The organism is Anaerococcoides asporogena (genome assembly GCF_029590275.1).
Taxonomy (GTDB): domain Bacteria; phylum Bacillota; class Clostridia; order Clostridiales; family Clostridiaceae; genus JG1575.
Window position 1 is genome coordinate 159066 of the sequence record NZ_CP120965.1, and the last position, 16380, is coordinate 175445.

At 53.4% G+C, this 16380-nt stretch carries 15 protein-coding genes; 9 read left to right on the forward strand and 6 right to left on the reverse strand.

Annotated elements, in window-relative coordinates; translation table 11 throughout:
• The first annotated feature begins 91 nt into the window (after positions 1 to 91).
• From P6M73_RS00825 to P6M73_RS00845, 5 genes are all read left to right on the forward strand, one after another.
• Positions 92 to 748, forward strand: a complete 657-nt coding sequence (locus tag P6M73_RS00825) for an ABC transporter ATP-binding protein (protein ID WP_277854289.1) — start codon at positions 92 to 94, stop codon at positions 746 to 748.
• A gap of 204 nt (positions 749 to 952) precedes the next feature.
• Complete coding sequence (locus P6M73_RS00830) at positions 953 to 2557, forward strand: IS1634 family transposase (protein ID WP_277854290.1); 1605 nt, start codon at positions 953 to 955, stop codon at positions 2555 to 2557.
• Between the two features lie 1000 nt (positions 2558 to 3557).
• Complete coding sequence (locus P6M73_RS00835) at positions 3558 to 4538, forward strand: 3'-5' exoribonuclease YhaM family protein (RefSeq protein ID WP_277854291.1); 981 nt, start codon at positions 3558 to 3560, stop codon at positions 4536 to 4538.
• 13 nt (positions 4539 to 4551) lie between these two features.
• The gene (gene pepT, locus P6M73_RS00840; protein ID WP_277854292.1) at positions 4552 to 5787 is read left to right on the forward strand and encodes a peptidase T; all 1236 of its coding nucleotides are present in this window, start codon (positions 4552 to 4554) and stop codon (positions 5785 to 5787) included.
• Between the two features lie 71 nt (positions 5788 to 5858).
• Positions 5859 to 6371 carry a 2'-5' RNA ligase family protein gene (locus P6M73_RS00845; protein WP_277854293.1) on the forward strand — a complete coding sequence of 171 codons (513 nt, stop codon included), beginning with the start codon at positions 5859 to 5861 and terminating at the stop codon, positions 6369 to 6371.
• Positions 6372 to 6501: 130 nt separating this feature from the next.
• On the opposite strand, the gene rbr is transcribed toward P6M73_RS00845, so the two are convergent.
• Both rbr and P6M73_RS00855 read right to left on the reverse strand, forming a co-directional pair.
• Positions 6502 to 7086, reverse strand: coding sequence for a rubrerythrin (gene rbr / locus P6M73_RS00850; protein ID WP_277855705.1), 585 nt, complete (start codon positions 7084 to 7086; stop codon positions 6502 to 6504).
• 49 nt (positions 7087 to 7135) lie between these two features.
• Positions 7136 to 8029 (reverse strand): DegV family protein, encoded by an 894-nt coding sequence (locus P6M73_RS00855; RefSeq protein WP_277854294.1) that lies wholly within the window; start codon positions 8027 to 8029, stop codon positions 7136 to 7138.
• 231 nt (positions 8030 to 8260) lie between these two features.
• Between P6M73_RS00855 and P6M73_RS00860 the strand changes: the two genes are divergently transcribed.
• Positions 8261 to 8536 carry a hypothetical protein gene (locus P6M73_RS00860; protein ID WP_277854295.1) on the forward strand — a complete coding sequence of 92 codons (276 nt, stop codon included), beginning with the start codon at positions 8261 to 8263 and terminating at the stop codon, positions 8534 to 8536.
• A 60-nt stretch (positions 8537 to 8596) separates the two neighbouring features.
• Complete coding sequence (locus P6M73_RS00865; protein WP_277854296.1) at positions 8597 to 9358, forward strand: YdcF family protein; 762 nt, start codon at positions 8597 to 8599, stop codon at positions 9356 to 9358.
• A gap of 425 nt (positions 9359 to 9783) precedes the next feature.
• On the opposite strand, the gene P6M73_RS00870 is transcribed toward P6M73_RS00865, so the two are convergent.
• The 4 genes from P6M73_RS00870 to P6M73_RS00885 all read right to left on the reverse strand — a co-directional run bounded on the left by P6M73_RS00870 (position 9784) and on the right by P6M73_RS00885 (position 13874).
• The gene (locus P6M73_RS00870; protein WP_277854297.1) at positions 9784 to 10428 is read right to left on the reverse strand and encodes a 50S ribosomal protein L25; all 645 of its coding nucleotides are present in this window, start codon (positions 10426 to 10428) and stop codon (positions 9784 to 9786) included.
• Positions 10429 to 10559: 131 nt separating this feature from the next.
• Complete coding sequence (locus P6M73_RS00875; RefSeq protein WP_277854298.1) at positions 10560 to 11804, reverse strand: hypothetical protein; 1245 nt, start codon at positions 11802 to 11804, stop codon at positions 10560 to 10562.
• Complete coding sequence (locus tag P6M73_RS00880; RefSeq protein WP_277854299.1) at positions 11791 to 12834, reverse strand: hypothetical protein; 1044 nt, start codon at positions 12832 to 12834, stop codon at positions 11791 to 11793. The genes P6M73_RS00875 and P6M73_RS00880 overlap by 14 nt, the downstream gene beginning before the upstream one ends.
• Positions 12831 to 13874 carry a hypothetical protein gene (locus P6M73_RS00885; RefSeq protein WP_277854300.1) on the reverse strand — a complete coding sequence of 348 codons (1044 nt, stop codon included), beginning with the start codon at positions 13872 to 13874 and terminating at the stop codon, positions 12831 to 12833. The genes P6M73_RS00880 and P6M73_RS00885 overlap by 4 nt, the downstream gene beginning before the upstream one ends.
• A 187-nt stretch (positions 13875 to 14061) precedes the next feature.
• Here P6M73_RS00885 and P6M73_RS00890 point away from each other — a divergent pair, with 187 nt between their 5' ends.
• Together P6M73_RS00890 and malQ are read left to right on the forward strand one after the other, a co-directional pair.
• Complete coding sequence (locus P6M73_RS00890; RefSeq protein WP_277854301.1) at positions 14062 to 14322, forward strand: hypothetical protein; 261 nt, start codon at positions 14062 to 14064, stop codon at positions 14320 to 14322.
• 543 nt (positions 14323 to 14865) lie between these two features.
• Positions 14866 to 16380 (forward strand): 4-alpha-glucanotransferase, encoded by a 1515-nt coding sequence (gene malQ / locus P6M73_RS00895; protein ID WP_277855706.1) that lies wholly within the window; start codon positions 14866 to 14868, stop codon positions 16378 to 16380.

Consider the following 16380-nt stretch of genomic DNA (forward strand, 5'->3'; position numbering starts at 1 on the left):
ATGTCCTTATTTCAGTATTAGTTAGTATTGGTTTGGTTGGAGCTGCTTTTTATAAAATCATCACAAGTGATTATCTCAAAGGGGATAAAGTATGAGCATAGTGTTTACTAATTACACTAAGAAAATCAAGAATAATTTAGTTTTAAATAATATCAATCTCGAAATTCAATCCGGGACCGTTGTAGGGTTGCTTGGCAAAAATGGATCCGGGAAAACAATGTTATTGAGATCTGTCGCTGGCTTAATCCTGCCAACCAGTGGGAGCATTGCGATCAATGGAGAGTTGATAAATTCGAAAAATCGTTTTCCTGAATCGGTTGGAGTAATCATTGAAAACATGGATTTCTGGCCGCATCTAACTGCTTTGGAAACATTGGAATACATTAATTCTTTTACAAATAAAACCACAAAAGAAAAATGCATAACATGGCTGAAAGATGTTGGGTTGGACCCCAACTCAAAAAAGACAGTTCGATCCTTTAGCCTGGGAATGAAACAAAAGCTTGCATTGGCACAGGCTTTCTTCCGTGATCCCGATATCCTTCTTCTGGATGAACCCACATCGGCTCTGGATATAGAAAGCACGAAAAGCATTTACGAGATTTTCGAAGCCCAGAAACAGCGCGGGAAAACAATGATTATAGCAAGTCATGCTCCGGAGGACTTGGAAATATGTGACATGATTATCAAAATCGATAATGGTGCCATTATTGCCATAACTGACTGCGGCCTACCTTCCCGGGATTGATACTCGGGTAGGATGGAGCGGATTCATGTAGCTGTCGACCTCGCATACCACCATGCGTACTCTTCGCTCCAGAGCTGAATCCTACATTCCCGAACTATGTAACGATGAAAAATCCTAGAAGTGTTGAAAATCAATGGTTTTTGGCACTTTTTTCTTGACTTCAACATCGTTACATATTATAATTAGAACGAGGCGGTGAAACTTATGGGCATCATTTATAGCAAAAATCAGAAGACTGGAATCACCTACGCGTATGATAACAAGCCATATTGGGATCCAGAGAAAAAACAGTCCCGAGCTACCCGCAAATTGATTGGTAAAGTAGACCCCGTGACCGGTGAGATCGTTCAGACTCGCCCTTATCGCAAGCGGGCAGCTGAGCCTTCTGAAAAACCCAAGCAGGGCCCTATTCCTGTTTTGAACACCGAACGAAAGTTCATGGGGGCTTCCTACTTGCTGGATCAAATTGGCAAGGAGACTGGTGTGGAAGAAGACTTGAAGCTTTGCTTTCCCAACGAATACAAACAGATCCTCTCTTTGGCCTACTATCTGATCATGGAGGAGAATAATTCCCTGTCCCGGTTCAGTCATTGGCACAGACTGCATCGCCATCCCTTTGGTAAAGATATTGCCTCACAGCGCTCCAGTGAGCTGTTTCAGAGCATCACAGAAGATCAGCGGATGAACTTCTTCAAGAAACAAGGCAAGCGTCGAATCGAGAAGGAATATTGGGCATTTGATACAACCTCCATCTCCAGTTACTCAGACACCCTGGCGCAGGTTAAGATGGGCAAGAACAAGGAAGGCGACCGACTGCCTCAGTTCAACCTGGCTCTGCTGTTTGGCGAGGAATCCGGATTACCATTCTATTACCGCAAACTCCCCGGTAACATCACGGATGTGAAAACCATCAAGCGACTGATTGAGGAGTTTGATGTGATGGGGTATCAGAAAGTCAACATGGTCCTGGATCGGGGGTTCTACAGCAAAGAGAACATCAACTGGGTCTATCAGAGCCATCAGAAGTTTCTGATCGGCCTGCGCTTGAATCTGAACTACGTGAAAGAGGTCCTGGAACAAGAACGGGACAATCTGCAGCTTTGGAGCAACCTGGATCCTCAATTTGGCACGTATGGGATCTGCCGTTCCATCGAATGGGAGTATACGCAGGATCGTCCCCGTAAGGGCGACGTATTGACCGAAAAACGCCGGGCATACCTGCACCTGTTCTATAACGATGAGAAAGCCGCAAAGGACCGAGTGGACCAGAATGAACTATACACGCAGCTCTACTATGAACTGACCCATAACGAACGCAAAGACTATCACGCCAAAGATTATGCCAAATACTTTGATGTCGTCGAAACACCAAAGCGTGGAGTCAAGGTAACGGCAAAGGAAGACGTCATGAAGGCTGAAATCCGCAACTATGGCTATTTTGCGATGCTGTCCAACGATGTTCGCGATCCCTTCGAAGCGCTCTGTCTGTACCGCAGCAAAGACATTGTGGAGAAAGGATTCGGCAATTTGAAAGATCGTCTAAACTTCAGACGAATGCAGGTTTCTTCCGAACTTGCCCTTGATGGCAAGCTATTTGTAGGGTTTATCGCATTAATCTACTTGTCCTACTTGAAAAAGAAGATGCAGGAAGCGAAGCTATTCGATCGATGGACGCTCCAGGGAGTACTGGATGAAGTGGACCTCATTGAAGTGTTTCAGGCACCTGAGGTCGGAAAAGTCATTGGTGAAGTGACAAAAAAACAGAAGGAGCTATTCCTGTCGTTGGGAATAACTCCACCATCGTTATAGATTCCGGGAACGTAGGCTGAATGTCAAAAATACCCAATAAAAATGGTATCTGCGTTCCCGGACAATGTAACGATGAATAACCCGCAAAGTGTTGAAAACCACCAGATTTCAGCATTTTGCGGGTTATTCACTGTTAAACAGTATCATCAGAACGACAATGTGAGATTATGGGTGTCATTTACCGCTAATCAATTTGAAGAGTCATCGGTGAAATGAAAAAAATACAGAAGGAGCTATTCCAGTCACTGGATATTAGTCCGCCATCGTTATAAATTTCGAGACCGTAGGTTGAAAATAAAATCTGGAAGATGAGTGAATTTCTGAGGAAGCAGGAAGGAAAAAACCTTGCGTTAGGCGATACTTTTCGTTGATGCTTTGATGTTTTTACGTATGAAATAGCTGACGGGGCAATCACATTTTGAATGCAGAGAAAAAAACCAAAAGAATCGAAAAGAACCTGCCCTTTGCGGATGTTTTATTGTCGTCATATCATGAAAAACGACCGCTGCCGAAGCACTGTCATTCGATAAGAGCCGGGATGCGTCCGAAAAGATCTTTCAAGTCTATAAAACGTATCTTGGAAATGAGAGTCTGCACGGATCCGGCAATGAATCTGCACCGGCCAAGATATTTATTGAGTTTGTCGTCTTGATCATACGATGCAAGATGTATTCCAGTCTCAAGGAGAGAATGGCCGAAATATCTAAGAAACCCGACTATATGACTGTTCCGGCAGTCCGAAGAGAATAAAAAAAATCGAAATGACCAGACCGCTGGATAAGGGTTACTGCCTGTATCATGCAGTGACCGCAACTCAGAAGACGATCCCGAAAGCAAAGATATGCTGGTTTTCAGGAAGCGGGCGGCAGAGTGAGCCACGGGTCCAGCGCGGCGGTCTTTTTTGGCTGGCGTACTGATAAATTTCCTTGAACGAATCCCGGGTGCGGCTGGCTGGCCGGAAAACTCGTGTATAATAAAAACAGAGACAATGGAGGTCAAAATGGAACTTTTATACAAGAAAATCAACGATTACCAGGTGGGCGAGCGGGTGGACAGTTTTCTGATCATCAAGCGGGTCGACCTGAAAACCACGAATTCCAACGGTAAGAAATACCTGGATTTTATCCTGGGCGATGCCACCGGCGAAATCACCGCCAAGCTATGGGAAGTTCCGCCGGAACTGGAAGGCTTTTTTGAAGCCAACATGGTAGTTCGGGTCCGGGGCATGATCAATCTGTACCAGAATCAGCTGCAGTTCAAGATTGAACGGATCCGGCTGCGCAACGATGAGGATCCCGTGGATCCGGCGGATCTGGTTCCCTCCGCTCCGCTGGAGCCCGAGTATATGTATGGCCAGATCCTGACCAAATACATCGAGGGACTGGAAAATATCGATATGAAACTGATCGTGGAGCGCCTGTTCCGCGAAAATGAAGAAAAACTGATGTATTATCCCGCGGCCAAGCGGAATCATCACGCCATCCGCAGCGGTCTGCTGTATCACGTGCTGACCATGCTGCAGCTGGCTGATGTCATAACCCAGGTGTATCCGTTCCTCAATCATGATCTGCTGGTGTCGGGCATCATTCTGCATGACATGGCCAAACTGGTGGAGATGGATGCCTCGGACATCGGCATCGTCCGGGAGTACACCATTCCGGGTACGCTGCTGGGGCACATCAGCATTGGTCTGGAGCAGATCGGCCGGGTCGGCCGGGAGGTCGGAGCCTCCGAAGAAGTGGTCATGCTGCTTCAGCACATGGTTTTGTCCCATCATTATGAGCCGGAATACGGTTCACCGGTACGGCCCATGTTCCCGGAAGCCGAGATGCTGCATCACATCGATATGATTGATGCCCGCATGTATGACATGAAGAAAATTCAGGAAGAACTGGAACCGGGCACCCTCTCGGACTTCATTCTTTCCCTGGACCGCAGACGAGTATACCGCCCTGAATTTGATCAGGAAGAAACCATTTAGGAGGAACGTCACTTTGAGCAACGTCTTAGACAATCTGTTACGCTATGTCAGAATCAACACCCGCAGCGATCACCGCAGCGAGACCACCCCATCCACTCCCGGCCAGATGGATCTGGCCAGACTGCTGCAGAAGGAACTGGAGGAGCTGGGTCTCCGGACGGAGCTGGATGAGCATGCCTATCTGTTTGGCACCCTGCCTTCCAACCTTACTCATGAAGCCCCGACCGTAGCCTTTCTCGCCCATTTGGACACCGCTGATTTCAACGCCGAGAACATCAGCCCCCGCCTGGTCGAGTACAAGGGCGGCGACATCGTCCTCAATGACAACGGCAAAGTGATGACCGTCCACGATTTTCCGGCACTGGCCGACTACATCGGTCAGACCCTGGTGGTCACCGACGGCACCACGCTGCTGGGCGCCGATGACAAGGCCGGCATCGCCGAAATCATGGCCGCGCTGCGCATCCTGAAGGACACGCCGTCCATTCCCCATGGCGAGATCAAAGTGGCGTTCACCCCCGATGAAGAAATCGGACGGGGACCGGCTTTGTTCGATGTGGAGAAGTTCGGCGCCGATCTTGGCTACACCCTGGATGGCGGCCCGCTGGGCGAGCTGCAGTATGAGAACTTCAACGCCGCCTCCGCCAGCGTGACGGTCAGGGGCAGAAGCGTTCATCCCGGTTCCGCCAAGGACAAAATGAAGAACGCGATTCACATTGCCTGGGAATTCAACGACGGTCTGCCCAAAGCGGAGCGGCCCGAATATACCGAGAATTATGAAGGATTCTTCCATTTGGATGAGATCGAAGGAAATGTTGACTCTACCCGGCTCGACTACATCATCCGGGACCATGACATGGACAAGTTCCTGGCCCGCAAAGCCCTGATGGAATCCACCGCCGCCCGACTGAATGAAAAATACGGCGCCGGCACCGTGACCGTCGAACTGAAAGATTCCTACTTCAACATGAAAGAAAAGATTGCGCCGCATATGTATATCGTCGAGAATGCCAAACGGGCCTTTGAAATGGCCGGCATCACACCGGAAATTTCCCCCGTCCGCGGCGGAACCGACGGCGCGCAGCTGTCCTACAAGGGACTGCCCTGCCCGAACGTCTTTACCGGCGGTGAAAACTATCACGGCGAGTATGAGTTCATCTCCGTCCAGAGCATGGAGAAAGCAGTGGAAGTTATCCTGAATCTCATTGCCGTTTATGGCGAGCATGACTTTCAAAATGCCGAAGCCTGATTCAGCCCCCGGTTTTTTCGGGAATGATATCAGCTGGCGCAGCCGCATCGCAGCGAAGGGAGGGAGAAGATATGATCGTTGCCGTTGAGCTCTATCCTGACAAAACCCTGGAAAAGCTGATTCAGAACATGACGGAACAGCTGCCCGTTGAAGTCCTGGGGCGCAAGCGGCGCCTCCATCTGACGCTGGGCAAGTTCAACCAGATCGATGAGGCCAAAGCCGAGGAAAAACTGACCCGGCTGGTTCGCCGCCACAAGCGGATCCCCGCCCGGTTTCCGTCCGTCGGTGTTGTTCCTCCGGGTACCATCTGTCTGTGTCCGGTTCTGAATGAGCTCCTGTACAGCTTCCACCTGGAACTGCACGAAACCTTCCATTTTGCCCAGGACGATATTGACCAGTATGCCTTTGGAAACTGGCAGCCGCACCTGACCCTGGCCCGTTATAGCGACGGTGAGCAGCTGCTGGAAGCCTTCCGCCGGATTCTGAGTGAATTTGAACCGCTGGCCGGCGAATTCGACCGGGTGGCTCTGGTCGAACTGGAACCCACCTGGCAGGAGCTGTGTTCCTTCAAGCTCAGGCCGTAGCAGTCCATCCGCAGAACTGAGCACCGGGCAATCATGCCACTGCGTCAAACCAAAGCACCAGGCGACTGGTGCTTTTTTGCGCGAAAAAAGAGGCCAGGTCGAAGGGACCTGCCTCTTGGATCAGCTGATTTTAGTGTTCGCAGACGTTGACTTCCCAGAAGGACTTGGGATATTTGCAGGTGGGGCAGATGTTCAGCGGTTCTTTGCCGACATAAACATAGCCGCAGTTGATGCATTTCCATTCCTTTTCTTCGTCTCTGGCGAAGAACTTGTTGTTCTTGACCAGTTCGTGGAGTTCCAGGTATCTCTTTTCGTGTTCCATTTCGACTTTGGCGATCTGGCGGAAGGATACGGCGATGGCCTTGAAGCCTTCTTCGTCAGCAATGTCCGCAAAGTTCTTGTAGAGAACTTCCCATTCTTCGCGTTCGCCCGTGGCAGCATACATCAGGTTGGCAGCGGTATCGGCCTTGCCCACCGGATAGGTTGCTTCAACAAATCCCATGCCTTCGCCCATGTTGTCCAGCAGATGATTGAAGAAGATTTCAGCGTGGGCTCTTTCGTTCCCGGCGGTTTCCTCAAAAATGTTGGCTACATGCTCAAGACCCTCTTTTCTTGCCGTCTCGGCATAGTAAGTATATCTGTTTCTGGCCTGAGATTCTCCGGCAAACGCTTTGGCAAGATTACCCGCTGTTCTGGTGTCTTTAAAGTCCATAATCTGTTTCTCCTTTTACACTTTTTATCTCTGTATTTCTAAAACCCGGAGGTTAAAGAGCTGGATTGAAGTCTTCCCGCGGTTTTCCGGGGAAGAACAGTGCCAGGGTTCCCGGTCCCGAATGACTGCCGATGACCATGCCCACCGGATGAATCACCGGTTCGTTCATGTCGTATTCGGACTTGATCAGATTCGCCAGCTGTCTGGCCTCTTCCAGGCAGTCCCCGTGACTGATGGCAAAATCTTTACCATACGCCGGATCATAATTTTCACGGAAATGATCCATCAGTGCCTGGATTGATTTTTTACGGCCTTTGGCTTTCCCGATGGGGATCAGCTTACCCTCCGGATTGACGCACAGGATGGGTTTGATGTTGAGCAGCTGGCCAACAGCTGCCTTCATGGCGGAGATGCGTCCGCCCCGTTTGAGGTAGACCAGGTCTTCCACCGTGAAGAACTGATTGATGTGATTTTTCTGATTCTCAATGTGTTCGGCCACTTCCGTGATCGAGGCCCCCTGGTCCCGCATACGGCAGGCTTCCAGTACAAGCAGGCCCACGCCCAGGGAAGCGGATTTCGTATCAATGGCGATCACTCGGCCCGCCAGACCCGGATCATCTTCCTCCAGGGTGTTTCTTGCCAGAATGGCACCCTGATAGGTACCGGACAGCCCGCTGGAGAATCCGATGTAGAGAACGTGGTCGTGAGTTTGCAGCGCTTTATGAAACATGTCGTAAAATACGGCAGTATTGACCTGTGAGGTGGTGGAAACAACGCCGCTGCGCATGCCGTCAAAGAAGGCGGTGGCGTCCATTTCCCGGAAGCTGTCTTCCAGTACTGTTCCATCCTGAAAATTGGCTGTTAAGGGGCAGCGCCCGACATTCAGCTGGGCCAGTCGTTCCTCCGGCAGATCGCAGGCGGAATCCGCAACAATAAAGTAACTCATTTGTGTACTCCTCAACGTTATTAATTGTATCCAACCGATGTAAACAAAACGTGAATGAATTGTTAAGCAGGTGTGAAAATTAGAATGAATCTAAATGTTTTGCTTTGAACGCTTTGTGATTGTTTACAGTACAGTTATTTCTATTATACCATCACACAGCTGAATTCATACTGCATTCAATTCTTGCCCGTTCTATGTTAAAATGGCTTTATAAAAGAAGGGGTGTGGAAGATGACTGAACGCGAAGTATATAATTCCGTGAAGGATGCTTTGGAAGAGAAGAAAATCAATGCGGATCCCTTTGAAGTGATCAAACTGATTTCCTCGGAACTCCAGCATGTTGATTATACAAATCTCAAGAAAAGAGAATCCATCCTCATCCGATTCGGTGAAGGAGAGCATGATCTGTTCCGGGGCTTGTTCCGGATGAAGCCCGACTCCAAGGAGATCGAGGGAGAGCTGCTCATTCTGGACTACATCAAGGATGGCATTGTAAGAGTGATCTGATTCGGGATTGCTCTTTTTTCTTTGGCTCAGGCCGGATCGAAAGCAGGAGGAAGGACTGGAATGGCACTTCAAGAAAAACATCGTCGAATCCCGGACTGGCCGGGCCGGTCAAAGGGGAGACGCATCGCAGCGTTTCTGCTGCTCTTTCTCCTGGCGGTGCTGGCCTCTCCCAGCCTTCTGATGGTGCTGCCGGTGGGACTGCTCTGGTGGGGAATCAATCAAAACGTGTCCTGGGGCTGGCTGCGCCGAGTGCTGCTGCTGGGCCTGATCTACCTGGTGGTCATGGAATCGGCCATCCTGCTCTTTATGGTGCGGGACCGGATCCAGCCGGTCCGGGTGTCCGGCACCGAAACCATGATCATCCCGGGCAGTGCAATCATCGGAGATCAGCCCGGTTATTATCTGAAGAGCCGTCTGGATGCGGCCCTGCCCGTTCTGAAGCAGTATCCCGGGATTCAGGTTGTGGTGTCCGGCCGGCGGGCGCCCGGCGATGAGTACAGCGAGGCCGCCGTCATGCGGCGCTATCTGATGGGGCAGGGTATTGCACCGGCCCGGATTTTCGAAGAACCGCAGGGACAGGACACCATTCGTAATTTCGAGTACTCGAAGGCCGTGATGGCCAGCAATGGACTCTCTGCCCAGATTCTCATCGTCACCAACGAATTTCACGCCTTCCGTTCCTCGGCCATAGCCCGCACCATCGGGCTGTCGCCCCGCAGCATCCCGGCCCCCAGTCCCGATGGACTGTTCTATAAATATATGCTGCGGGAATTTCTGTCGCTTCTGAAAGTCCAGCTTCACTACGGCCTGAGCCTGCGCTGAACTTTGGTGCAGCCAGGCAGTCATCGCCGGATCCAGCGACGAGGACGCAGATCCAAATGACAAGGACAAGGAACCAGGGAACATAGATCCAAATGACAACACGAGGAACACACAGCATCGTCCTGGCAAATCAAGCCACAGACCCTGAATATTGAACCCGAACCCTTCGCCCGGAAGGCAGGACCGAACCAGCGGAAGCGTGGGCTCCTGAGCATGCAACGAATCGTTTCGCTGACCAGGAGGTATTGGAGCACCCGATCCATGCCAGAGAGCAGGCTGATTTTGACAACAGAGCACAGGCTGATTTTAATAACAGAGCACCCCAGTCCCTGGTTTCAGGGGCTGGGGTGCTCTGCATCGAAGCCTTCCGGCAATTACGCATGAATCAGACGATTGGTCGTATGCCGGCTTGGGGAGGTGCGAGACTAAGCCTCGGGCGCAATATCGCCGGACTGAGCTTCCGTCGGGGCGGTCTCCGGTTCCGGAGCTGCTTCCTCCAGCTGTTCCAGATCCTGGGACATCCGGGATTCTGAAATGGTGACGAGAAGCTCGTCTGCGGGCGTTACCAGTTCGACGCCTTCAGCCAGTTCGATGTCACCGGCCAGGGGCTTCTCATCCGGCATTCGACCGGTCAGATCCAGGGTAATGGTCTCGGGGATCCGGTCCGCCGGACCCTTGATCTGAATCTGCGAGAGATTCTGATTGACGATCAGGCGGCGGTGAGCCAGCTCCTCTTCGCCGAGAATGACCAGCGGAACCTCCAGGGTCAGGATCTCGTCCTTTCGGACAGCCTGCAGATCAATGTGCAGGATGTCACCCGTCGATCCATGGCGCTGAACTTCGCGGACAATGACCGAACCCTTATCCCCGTCCAGGTCCACATCAATCACCGAGGATTTGGTATTGTTCTTGAGCAGATCAGCCGCCACCTGACGCGAAATCTGAATGGGCTGTCCGCTTTCGAGGCGGCCCCCATAGATTACGCCCGGAATGAATCCGGAGCGGCGCAGAGCACTGGGCTTTTGATCCTGCCTTTTTTCGATTTTATAAAAGGTTTTTTCTGATGTCATAATGGGGTTCTCCTTTCATTTTCAAATGCTTTCCCCATTGTAACCCAGGATCCGGTGTACTAATTAATACGTGGGCAATGTTGTCGCTTTATTTACAGTTTCACCACATAGTTTACAATTCTGTTTCATATTTACCCGGAATGGCTTTTCGTTCTGTACCAGTTTTCGGCTATCGTCCGAAGCCGGCTCAGCCCCGGGATCAGCGCCAGACACAGCAGTCCCCCTGCCGCGAACCACAGCATGGCCTCTTCCGGCAGGATGGGATAGCCAGGGGACCGGTTGGAGGGATAAATGTTCCAGGCGGTGTAGCCCAGGAGGCGCCCGATCTGGAGTTCAGGCCGGACCAGAGTCGGAAGAATCAGGCAGCCGGCGGTGACCAGGACAGCGTGACCGGCCCGGCGGGTCAGTTCAAAGAACAGGGCGGCCAGGGCCGAGACCAGAAACAGGAAGGCCAGATCCGCCGCGCTGATCCAGAGCAGGCTCTGCCGCAGGGTCATCACGGAAAAGATGCCCGGAATGGACTGACCCCAGGGGGTGGCAACGTACATGCCTCCCTGGTCATCGCCATGATGCAGCACCAGCAGCAGAAACGTCAGACCGCGCTGGCCCAGCAGCAGAAGCGCGCTGGCTGTGAACACCGCCAGGCTCCGCCGGAGGGGAATACGGCTGCCCGGTTCCCGGAGATTGCGGTCCCGGGGAGCGGCCAGGATAAAGAATGCAGCCAGCGGAAGCACAATCAGCCACAGCCGGGTCAGTCCCAAGAGCCCGAGAAAAATCGGGGAAGCGGAATCACCCGACAGAGTCAGGGGCAGCTGATTTTCCAGGTTTCGGCCCAGGGCGTGGACCACCGGATCAGCGGACAGGCGCGCCTGTTCCAAAGCCGGCTCCCAGAAAGTGAGAGCACGCAGATCCACCTGTTTTGCTTCGCCCTGGCTCCAGGGGAACAGATCGTATGCCCAGGCAAAGGCATAGCGCCCGTAGTAATAGGCTTCCTGCCCCGGGCTGCCATAGGTCTCATTGAGCCGGGCCAGATGCAGGGATTCCTGCTCCGCCAGAAAATGATAGTAGAACCGCTGGATCGGATCCGGATCCTCGGGCGACCATAAGGAACGCTCCTGCCTCAGGTGAGCCAGGTAGCCCGTCAGTTCCCGCAGGTAATCCGTCTGCCGATAGGGCAGCCGCAGCTCCTGGGGGAATCCCCGCTGCAGCGGATATTGATGGGTAAGTGGATTCCCGAATATCGGCTGATCAAAGGGGAGGGACAGGGGGAGCGGGTCAAACAAAGACGGCAGCGCAGCCAGCAGCAGCATGACCGCCATCAGCCAGGTGAGGCCGCTCTGATGCAGCCGTCGCCAGAAGTACTTAATACTCTTCAAGGACTGTCCCTCCCTTCCGGTTCAGCGTCAGTCGGCCCTTGAGCCGGAGATCCGTCAGATACAGCAGGAGGATTCCCGAGACCAGAAGGATCGCGATGCCCAGGGTGAAATCCAGCGGATTTTCCAGAAGAACCAGGCCGCGCATCATCAGGGGGCTGCCAGTGGTATCGCGCAGGGCATCGTGGTAGCTGATAAAGGCAAAACTGCGAAACGGCAGCGCCAGTGGGGCCAGAAGCGGATGTTTCAGCAGGAGCAGGCCAAGGGCTGCTCCGGTCAGCGTAAGGGCCTTGCGCCCATACTGTCCCAGCAGCAGACCCAGACTGAGCCAGCAAAAGATCTGGGCGGCCTCATACAGCACGGCCAGATGGAAGGCTGCGCCCAGCGAGACGACGCCGGCAGCATCAACGGCCCGGTAGGCCGACCAGCCGGCGAGCTGGTTATCGCTGACTTCCAGCAGGGAAATTCCGGCCCTGGGATTCCAGGGAATGAGGCGATACAGGCTTTCAGCTCCCGTTGTCAGCTGCAGCCAGAGGCCGGCGGTGAGTCGGGGCACCTCAAAGAGGAGGAGCAGGACAACCAGAAGCGCGGCAAAGCGGGCGGTCAAAGACGCCGTCGTCCCTGCCCGGCGAAAGGACGGGCTGGACGGGAACCGGGCGTGACTCATACCCAGAGCCAGGGTCAGAAGAATCAGGACACCGCTCTGAGACAGTTCCAGCAGACGCCAGATCTGACCGGCCGGGCCGGGATCAACGCCCGGGTCCGCATCATAACCGCGCCGTTCATTGGAGGCAAGCGGTTCCTCCAGCAGTTCCCGAACTTCCCGCAGGGCCCTGCGCTCCTCCGGCGCGGCTTCAAACCGCTCATCCAGAATCGTAACCGCGGTGAGAAGCGGTTCTTCGATGGGAGCCGGCGGCTGAACCGGAGCTACTCTCAGAACAAGCAGTACACCCAGAAGGAAGACTCCTGCGGCGGCCCAGATGAGGCTGCTTTTCAGCAGCTGTTTGAGGTTATAAACAAACAGGGCAATCACGCTTGTTCCTCCTCAGCCGGTTCCATGACCAGGCCGCGGCCTTTGAGCAGTTGCGGCAGCTGTTCCCGATCCGCTTCCAGGATATCGACTTCATAACCCGAGTGATCCGGTGAAGGCTGAAAATACTTGATTTCACTGATCCGGCGCAGCTGATAGTCCGTGTCCGGGTCGACCGGCAGGCGGATTCGAACGGTGACGGGCTGACCGGGTCCGATTCCGGCGTCCAATCCGGGCTGAGGAATCGGGCGGTGCTTGGTTTTCGCGGGATTCCGGGTCCGAACCGGTCGGACAGATCCTGATTCCGGCGGCATTGTCTCAGGCGGCAGGGATTCCGCTGGGACACTTTCCTGAATCAGGGACGCTGAATCAGGCGGCTCCTTGGCCGCAAAACTGCCCGATTGTGCCGGTGATGTCTGCCTGACCCAGGCCTGACTGAATTCCCGGCCGGGGGTCTGGTGTTCCAGACTGATTCGGGGAAGATCCTTCGGATAATGATCGGGCTGGACGGTTCCGATGATCACCAGATGCTCCGCCGCGTAATGCCTGAGTTCCTCCAGCATGCGGAGACATTGTTTTGGGGTCAGTCCGGCCAGGGGTTCCTCGCACAGCAGAAGCTCGGGCTGTGCGGCGGTCTCCATGGCAATCAGCAGTGCTTCTTTTTCATAGGGCGAAAGGAATCGGCAGGCCAGATGATGGATGCCTTCCAGATCCCAGCGGGACAGCTGAGCCAGCAGCTCGGGCATAGCCAGACCGTTGAGGGAGCCATACAGAGCCAGTTCCTGCCGGGGCGTCGAGTAGTCCGGCAGCTCGTCTTCCGCCAGAACCAGTCCGATCCGCTCGCCCCGGTAGCTGACGCCGCCGTCCAGCGGTTGGTTCAGCCCCTTGATCACACGGAATAACGACGCAAGGCGGCGGTGGTCCTCCGCGCTGATCAGCAGCAGACTGCCCCGGCCGGCAGACAAATTCAGTTCCCGGATCCTTCCTCCGGCACTGTGGACGGACAGGTCCACCAGGTCCAGCAGCAGTTCTTTTTTTGGCATATCAGAACCCTCCTTATACATGCTTCCATTCTACCGCATATGCTGTAAACCTTACCAGTTCCGAAACCGGTTTTCTTTGGATCCCGGGCTGACGCTTTTTAGCCCAGGCGACAAGTTGAAATAATCGAACTAATGTTCTATAATTAGATCACAGAAATAGAACGTATGTTTGAAAGGAGGCGCTGACATGAAGCTCAGAGCCCTGCCCATTGACATGATCGGCTGGTTCGACCTGCGCGGTGAACTGAATCCCGTCAGTTTTCGGTTTCAGCTGGGAGATGAGTCCTTTAAAGGGAAAGTTCTCAAAGTCCAGAACCGCTTTGAGGAACGATTTGGCGGCAACCGGATGGATGTCTTCACCTGTCTGGTGGATCTGGAGGGACGCCAGACGCTGGCGGAATTCCGCTACGAGAAGGAATCCCACAAATGGATGCTGTACAAAGTTTAGAATCAGCGAGCACGCTCTTCCCCGGCACGGATTCAGCGAAACCGGATGGAAAAGAAGAAAATTGAAAAGCAACCAGAAACGAAAACAGAGGGTTAGATCACAGGATGAATCGGCCTTCTGTTTCCTTTTTTGGCAGATAAAGCACGGAGGATCCGTGGTAAGGGCAGGACAAGGAACGAACTGAGTGCCCGGGAGGAAGGACAAGGAACGAACTGAGTGCCCGGGAGGGAGGACAGGAGCCAGAGAGGGAGCCGGGAATCCCGGTGAGAACAGGGAATCAGGATCGGTGGCATGAGGTGCTGGGGTGGAGATATGTACTGGGATTAGCGGGAAGGATGGGACAGGTTAACGAAAAGTTTAATTTTAGAGTTTTGTTACTTTTTGATTGGTTGGAAACAATTAATTGAGAGGTTTCGTAAATTGAGAGCGAAATATCTAAGAAATGACGAAAAAAAGAGAGAATGTGTTAATGTCTGAAGTCGTCTGTCAAAGATCTGACAATTGGAACGGTTTCACTTTTTGAAAAAGAGTGGTATATTGAAAATAAGTTGTGCAAGCGATTGCGCAGAAAAGGAATGTGACATGAGAGAGAGAGCCAGTGGAATATTGATGCATATCTCCTCCCTGCCGGGGCCCTACGGGATCGGAGATCTGGGCAAAGGGGCCTATGAATTTGCTGATTTTTTGAATGAAACGGGAACCCGGACCTGGCAGATCCTGCCGCTGGGCATCACTGGTTACGGCGACTCGCCTTACCAGAGTTTTTCTGCGTTCGCCGGCAATCCCTACTTCATTGACCTGGATGAATTTGTGGAAGCCGGTTATCTGAGCCGGGCCCAGATTGCCCGGGCTGACCTGGGCAGGGACCCGGAGCGGGTGGATTACGGCAAGCTCTATGACCATAAAATGCCGCTGCTCAAGGCAGCCTACGCCAAGGCCAGACCGGAGCTGGAGCAAAAACTCAAGGCATTTTTGAAGCGGGAGGACTGGCTCAAGGACTTTGCGCTGTTCATGGCCATCAAAGACCATCACGAAGGGGTTTCCTGGCAGATGTGGCCGCAGGAGCTCAAACGGCGCGATGAACTGGCGCTGGCCCGGTTTGCCCGGGACCATGAGGATGATATTTACTTTTGGGTGTTCACCCAGTTCTATTTTTTCAAGCAGTGGACCAGACTGAAACAGTACGCCAACCGCCACGGGATTCAGCTGATCGGGGACATTCCGATCTATGTGGCCGAGGACGGATCCGATATCTGGGCCAATCCGGAGATGTTCCGCCTGGATAAGGATCTGGCGCCGGTATGCGTTGCCGGAGTTCCGCCTGATGCATTTTCCGCCGACGGCCAGCTCTGGGGCAATCCCATCTACGACTGGAAGAAAATGAAGAAGGATGGCTATGCCTGGTGGATCAAGCGAATCCGGGAAAGTTTCCGCATTTACGACATCGTGCGCATCGACCATTTCCGCGGCTTTGAGTCCTACTGGGAAGTCCCGGCCGGATCCGCCACCGCCGGTACCGGCCGCTGGGTCAAGGGACCTGGCATGAGCCTGTTCCGCGCTATCCGCGAGGAACTGGGCGAACTGGACATCATGGCGGAAAACCTCGGTTTTCTCACCCAGGACGTCGTGGACCTCATCGAGGACACCGGCTTCCCCGGCATGAATGTCCTGGTCTTTGCCTTTGATGCCCGGGAGGATTCGGATTATCTCCCCCATAACTACATCCGGAACTCCGTGGTGTATACAGGGAATCACGATACCCAGACGGTGGCCGGCTATCTTCGGACTGCGCCGGAATCCGAGGTTGAATATGCCAGACGCTACCTCAAACTGGATGACAAGGAAGGCGCCGCGCTGGGCTTTGTCCGAGGGGCCTGGGCCTCCGTGTCCTATCTGGCCGTAGCGCCGATGCAGGACCTGCTCGGTCTGGACGATTCAGCCCGGTTCAATACCCCGTCGACCCTTGGCGACAACTGGAAATGGCGAATGAAGAAAGGGGCGCTGACTCAAAAAGTGCGGTCAGACCTGGCCCGGTTAAACGAGACCTACAGGAGGTAG

Bases quoted from the DNA above. Each gene is read 5' to 3' on its own strand.
- P6M73_RS00830 (WP_277854290.1), top strand. From the start codon at position 953: ATGGGCATCATTTATAGCAAAAATCAGAAGACTGGAATCACCTACGCG.
- P6M73_RS00855 (WP_277854294.1), bottom strand. From the start codon at position 8,029: ATGAGTTACTTTATTGTTGCGGATTCCGCCTGCGATCTGCCGGAGGAA.
- P6M73_RS00835 (WP_277854291.1), top strand. From the start codon at position 3,558: ATGGAACTTTTATACAAGAAAATCAACGATTACCAGGTGGGCGAGCGG.
- P6M73_RS00865 (WP_277854296.1), top strand. From the start codon at position 8,597: ATGGCACTTCAAGAAAAACATCGTCGAATCCCGGACTGGCCGGGCCGG.
- P6M73_RS00845 (WP_277854293.1), top strand. From the start codon at position 5,859: ATGATCGTTGCCGTTGAGCTCTATCCTGACAAAACCCTGGAAAAGCTG.
- P6M73_RS00860 (WP_277854295.1), top strand. From the start codon at position 8,261: ATGACTGAACGCGAAGTATATAATTCCGTGAAGGATGCTTTGGAAGAG.
- P6M73_RS00890 (WP_277854301.1), top strand. From the start codon at position 14,062: ATGAAGCTCAGAGCCCTGCCCATTGACATGATCGGCTGGTTCGACCTG.
- P6M73_RS00825 (WP_277854289.1), top strand. From the start codon at position 92: ATGAGCATAGTGTTTACTAATTACACTAAGAAAATCAAGAATAATTTA.
- P6M73_RS00885 (WP_277854300.1), bottom strand. From the start codon at position 13,874: ATGCCAAAAAAAGAACTGCTGCTGGACCTGGTGGACCTGTCCGTCCAC.
- P6M73_RS00870 (WP_277854297.1), bottom strand. From the start codon at position 10,428: ATGACATCAGAAAAAACCTTTTATAAAATCGAAAAAAGGCAGGATCAA.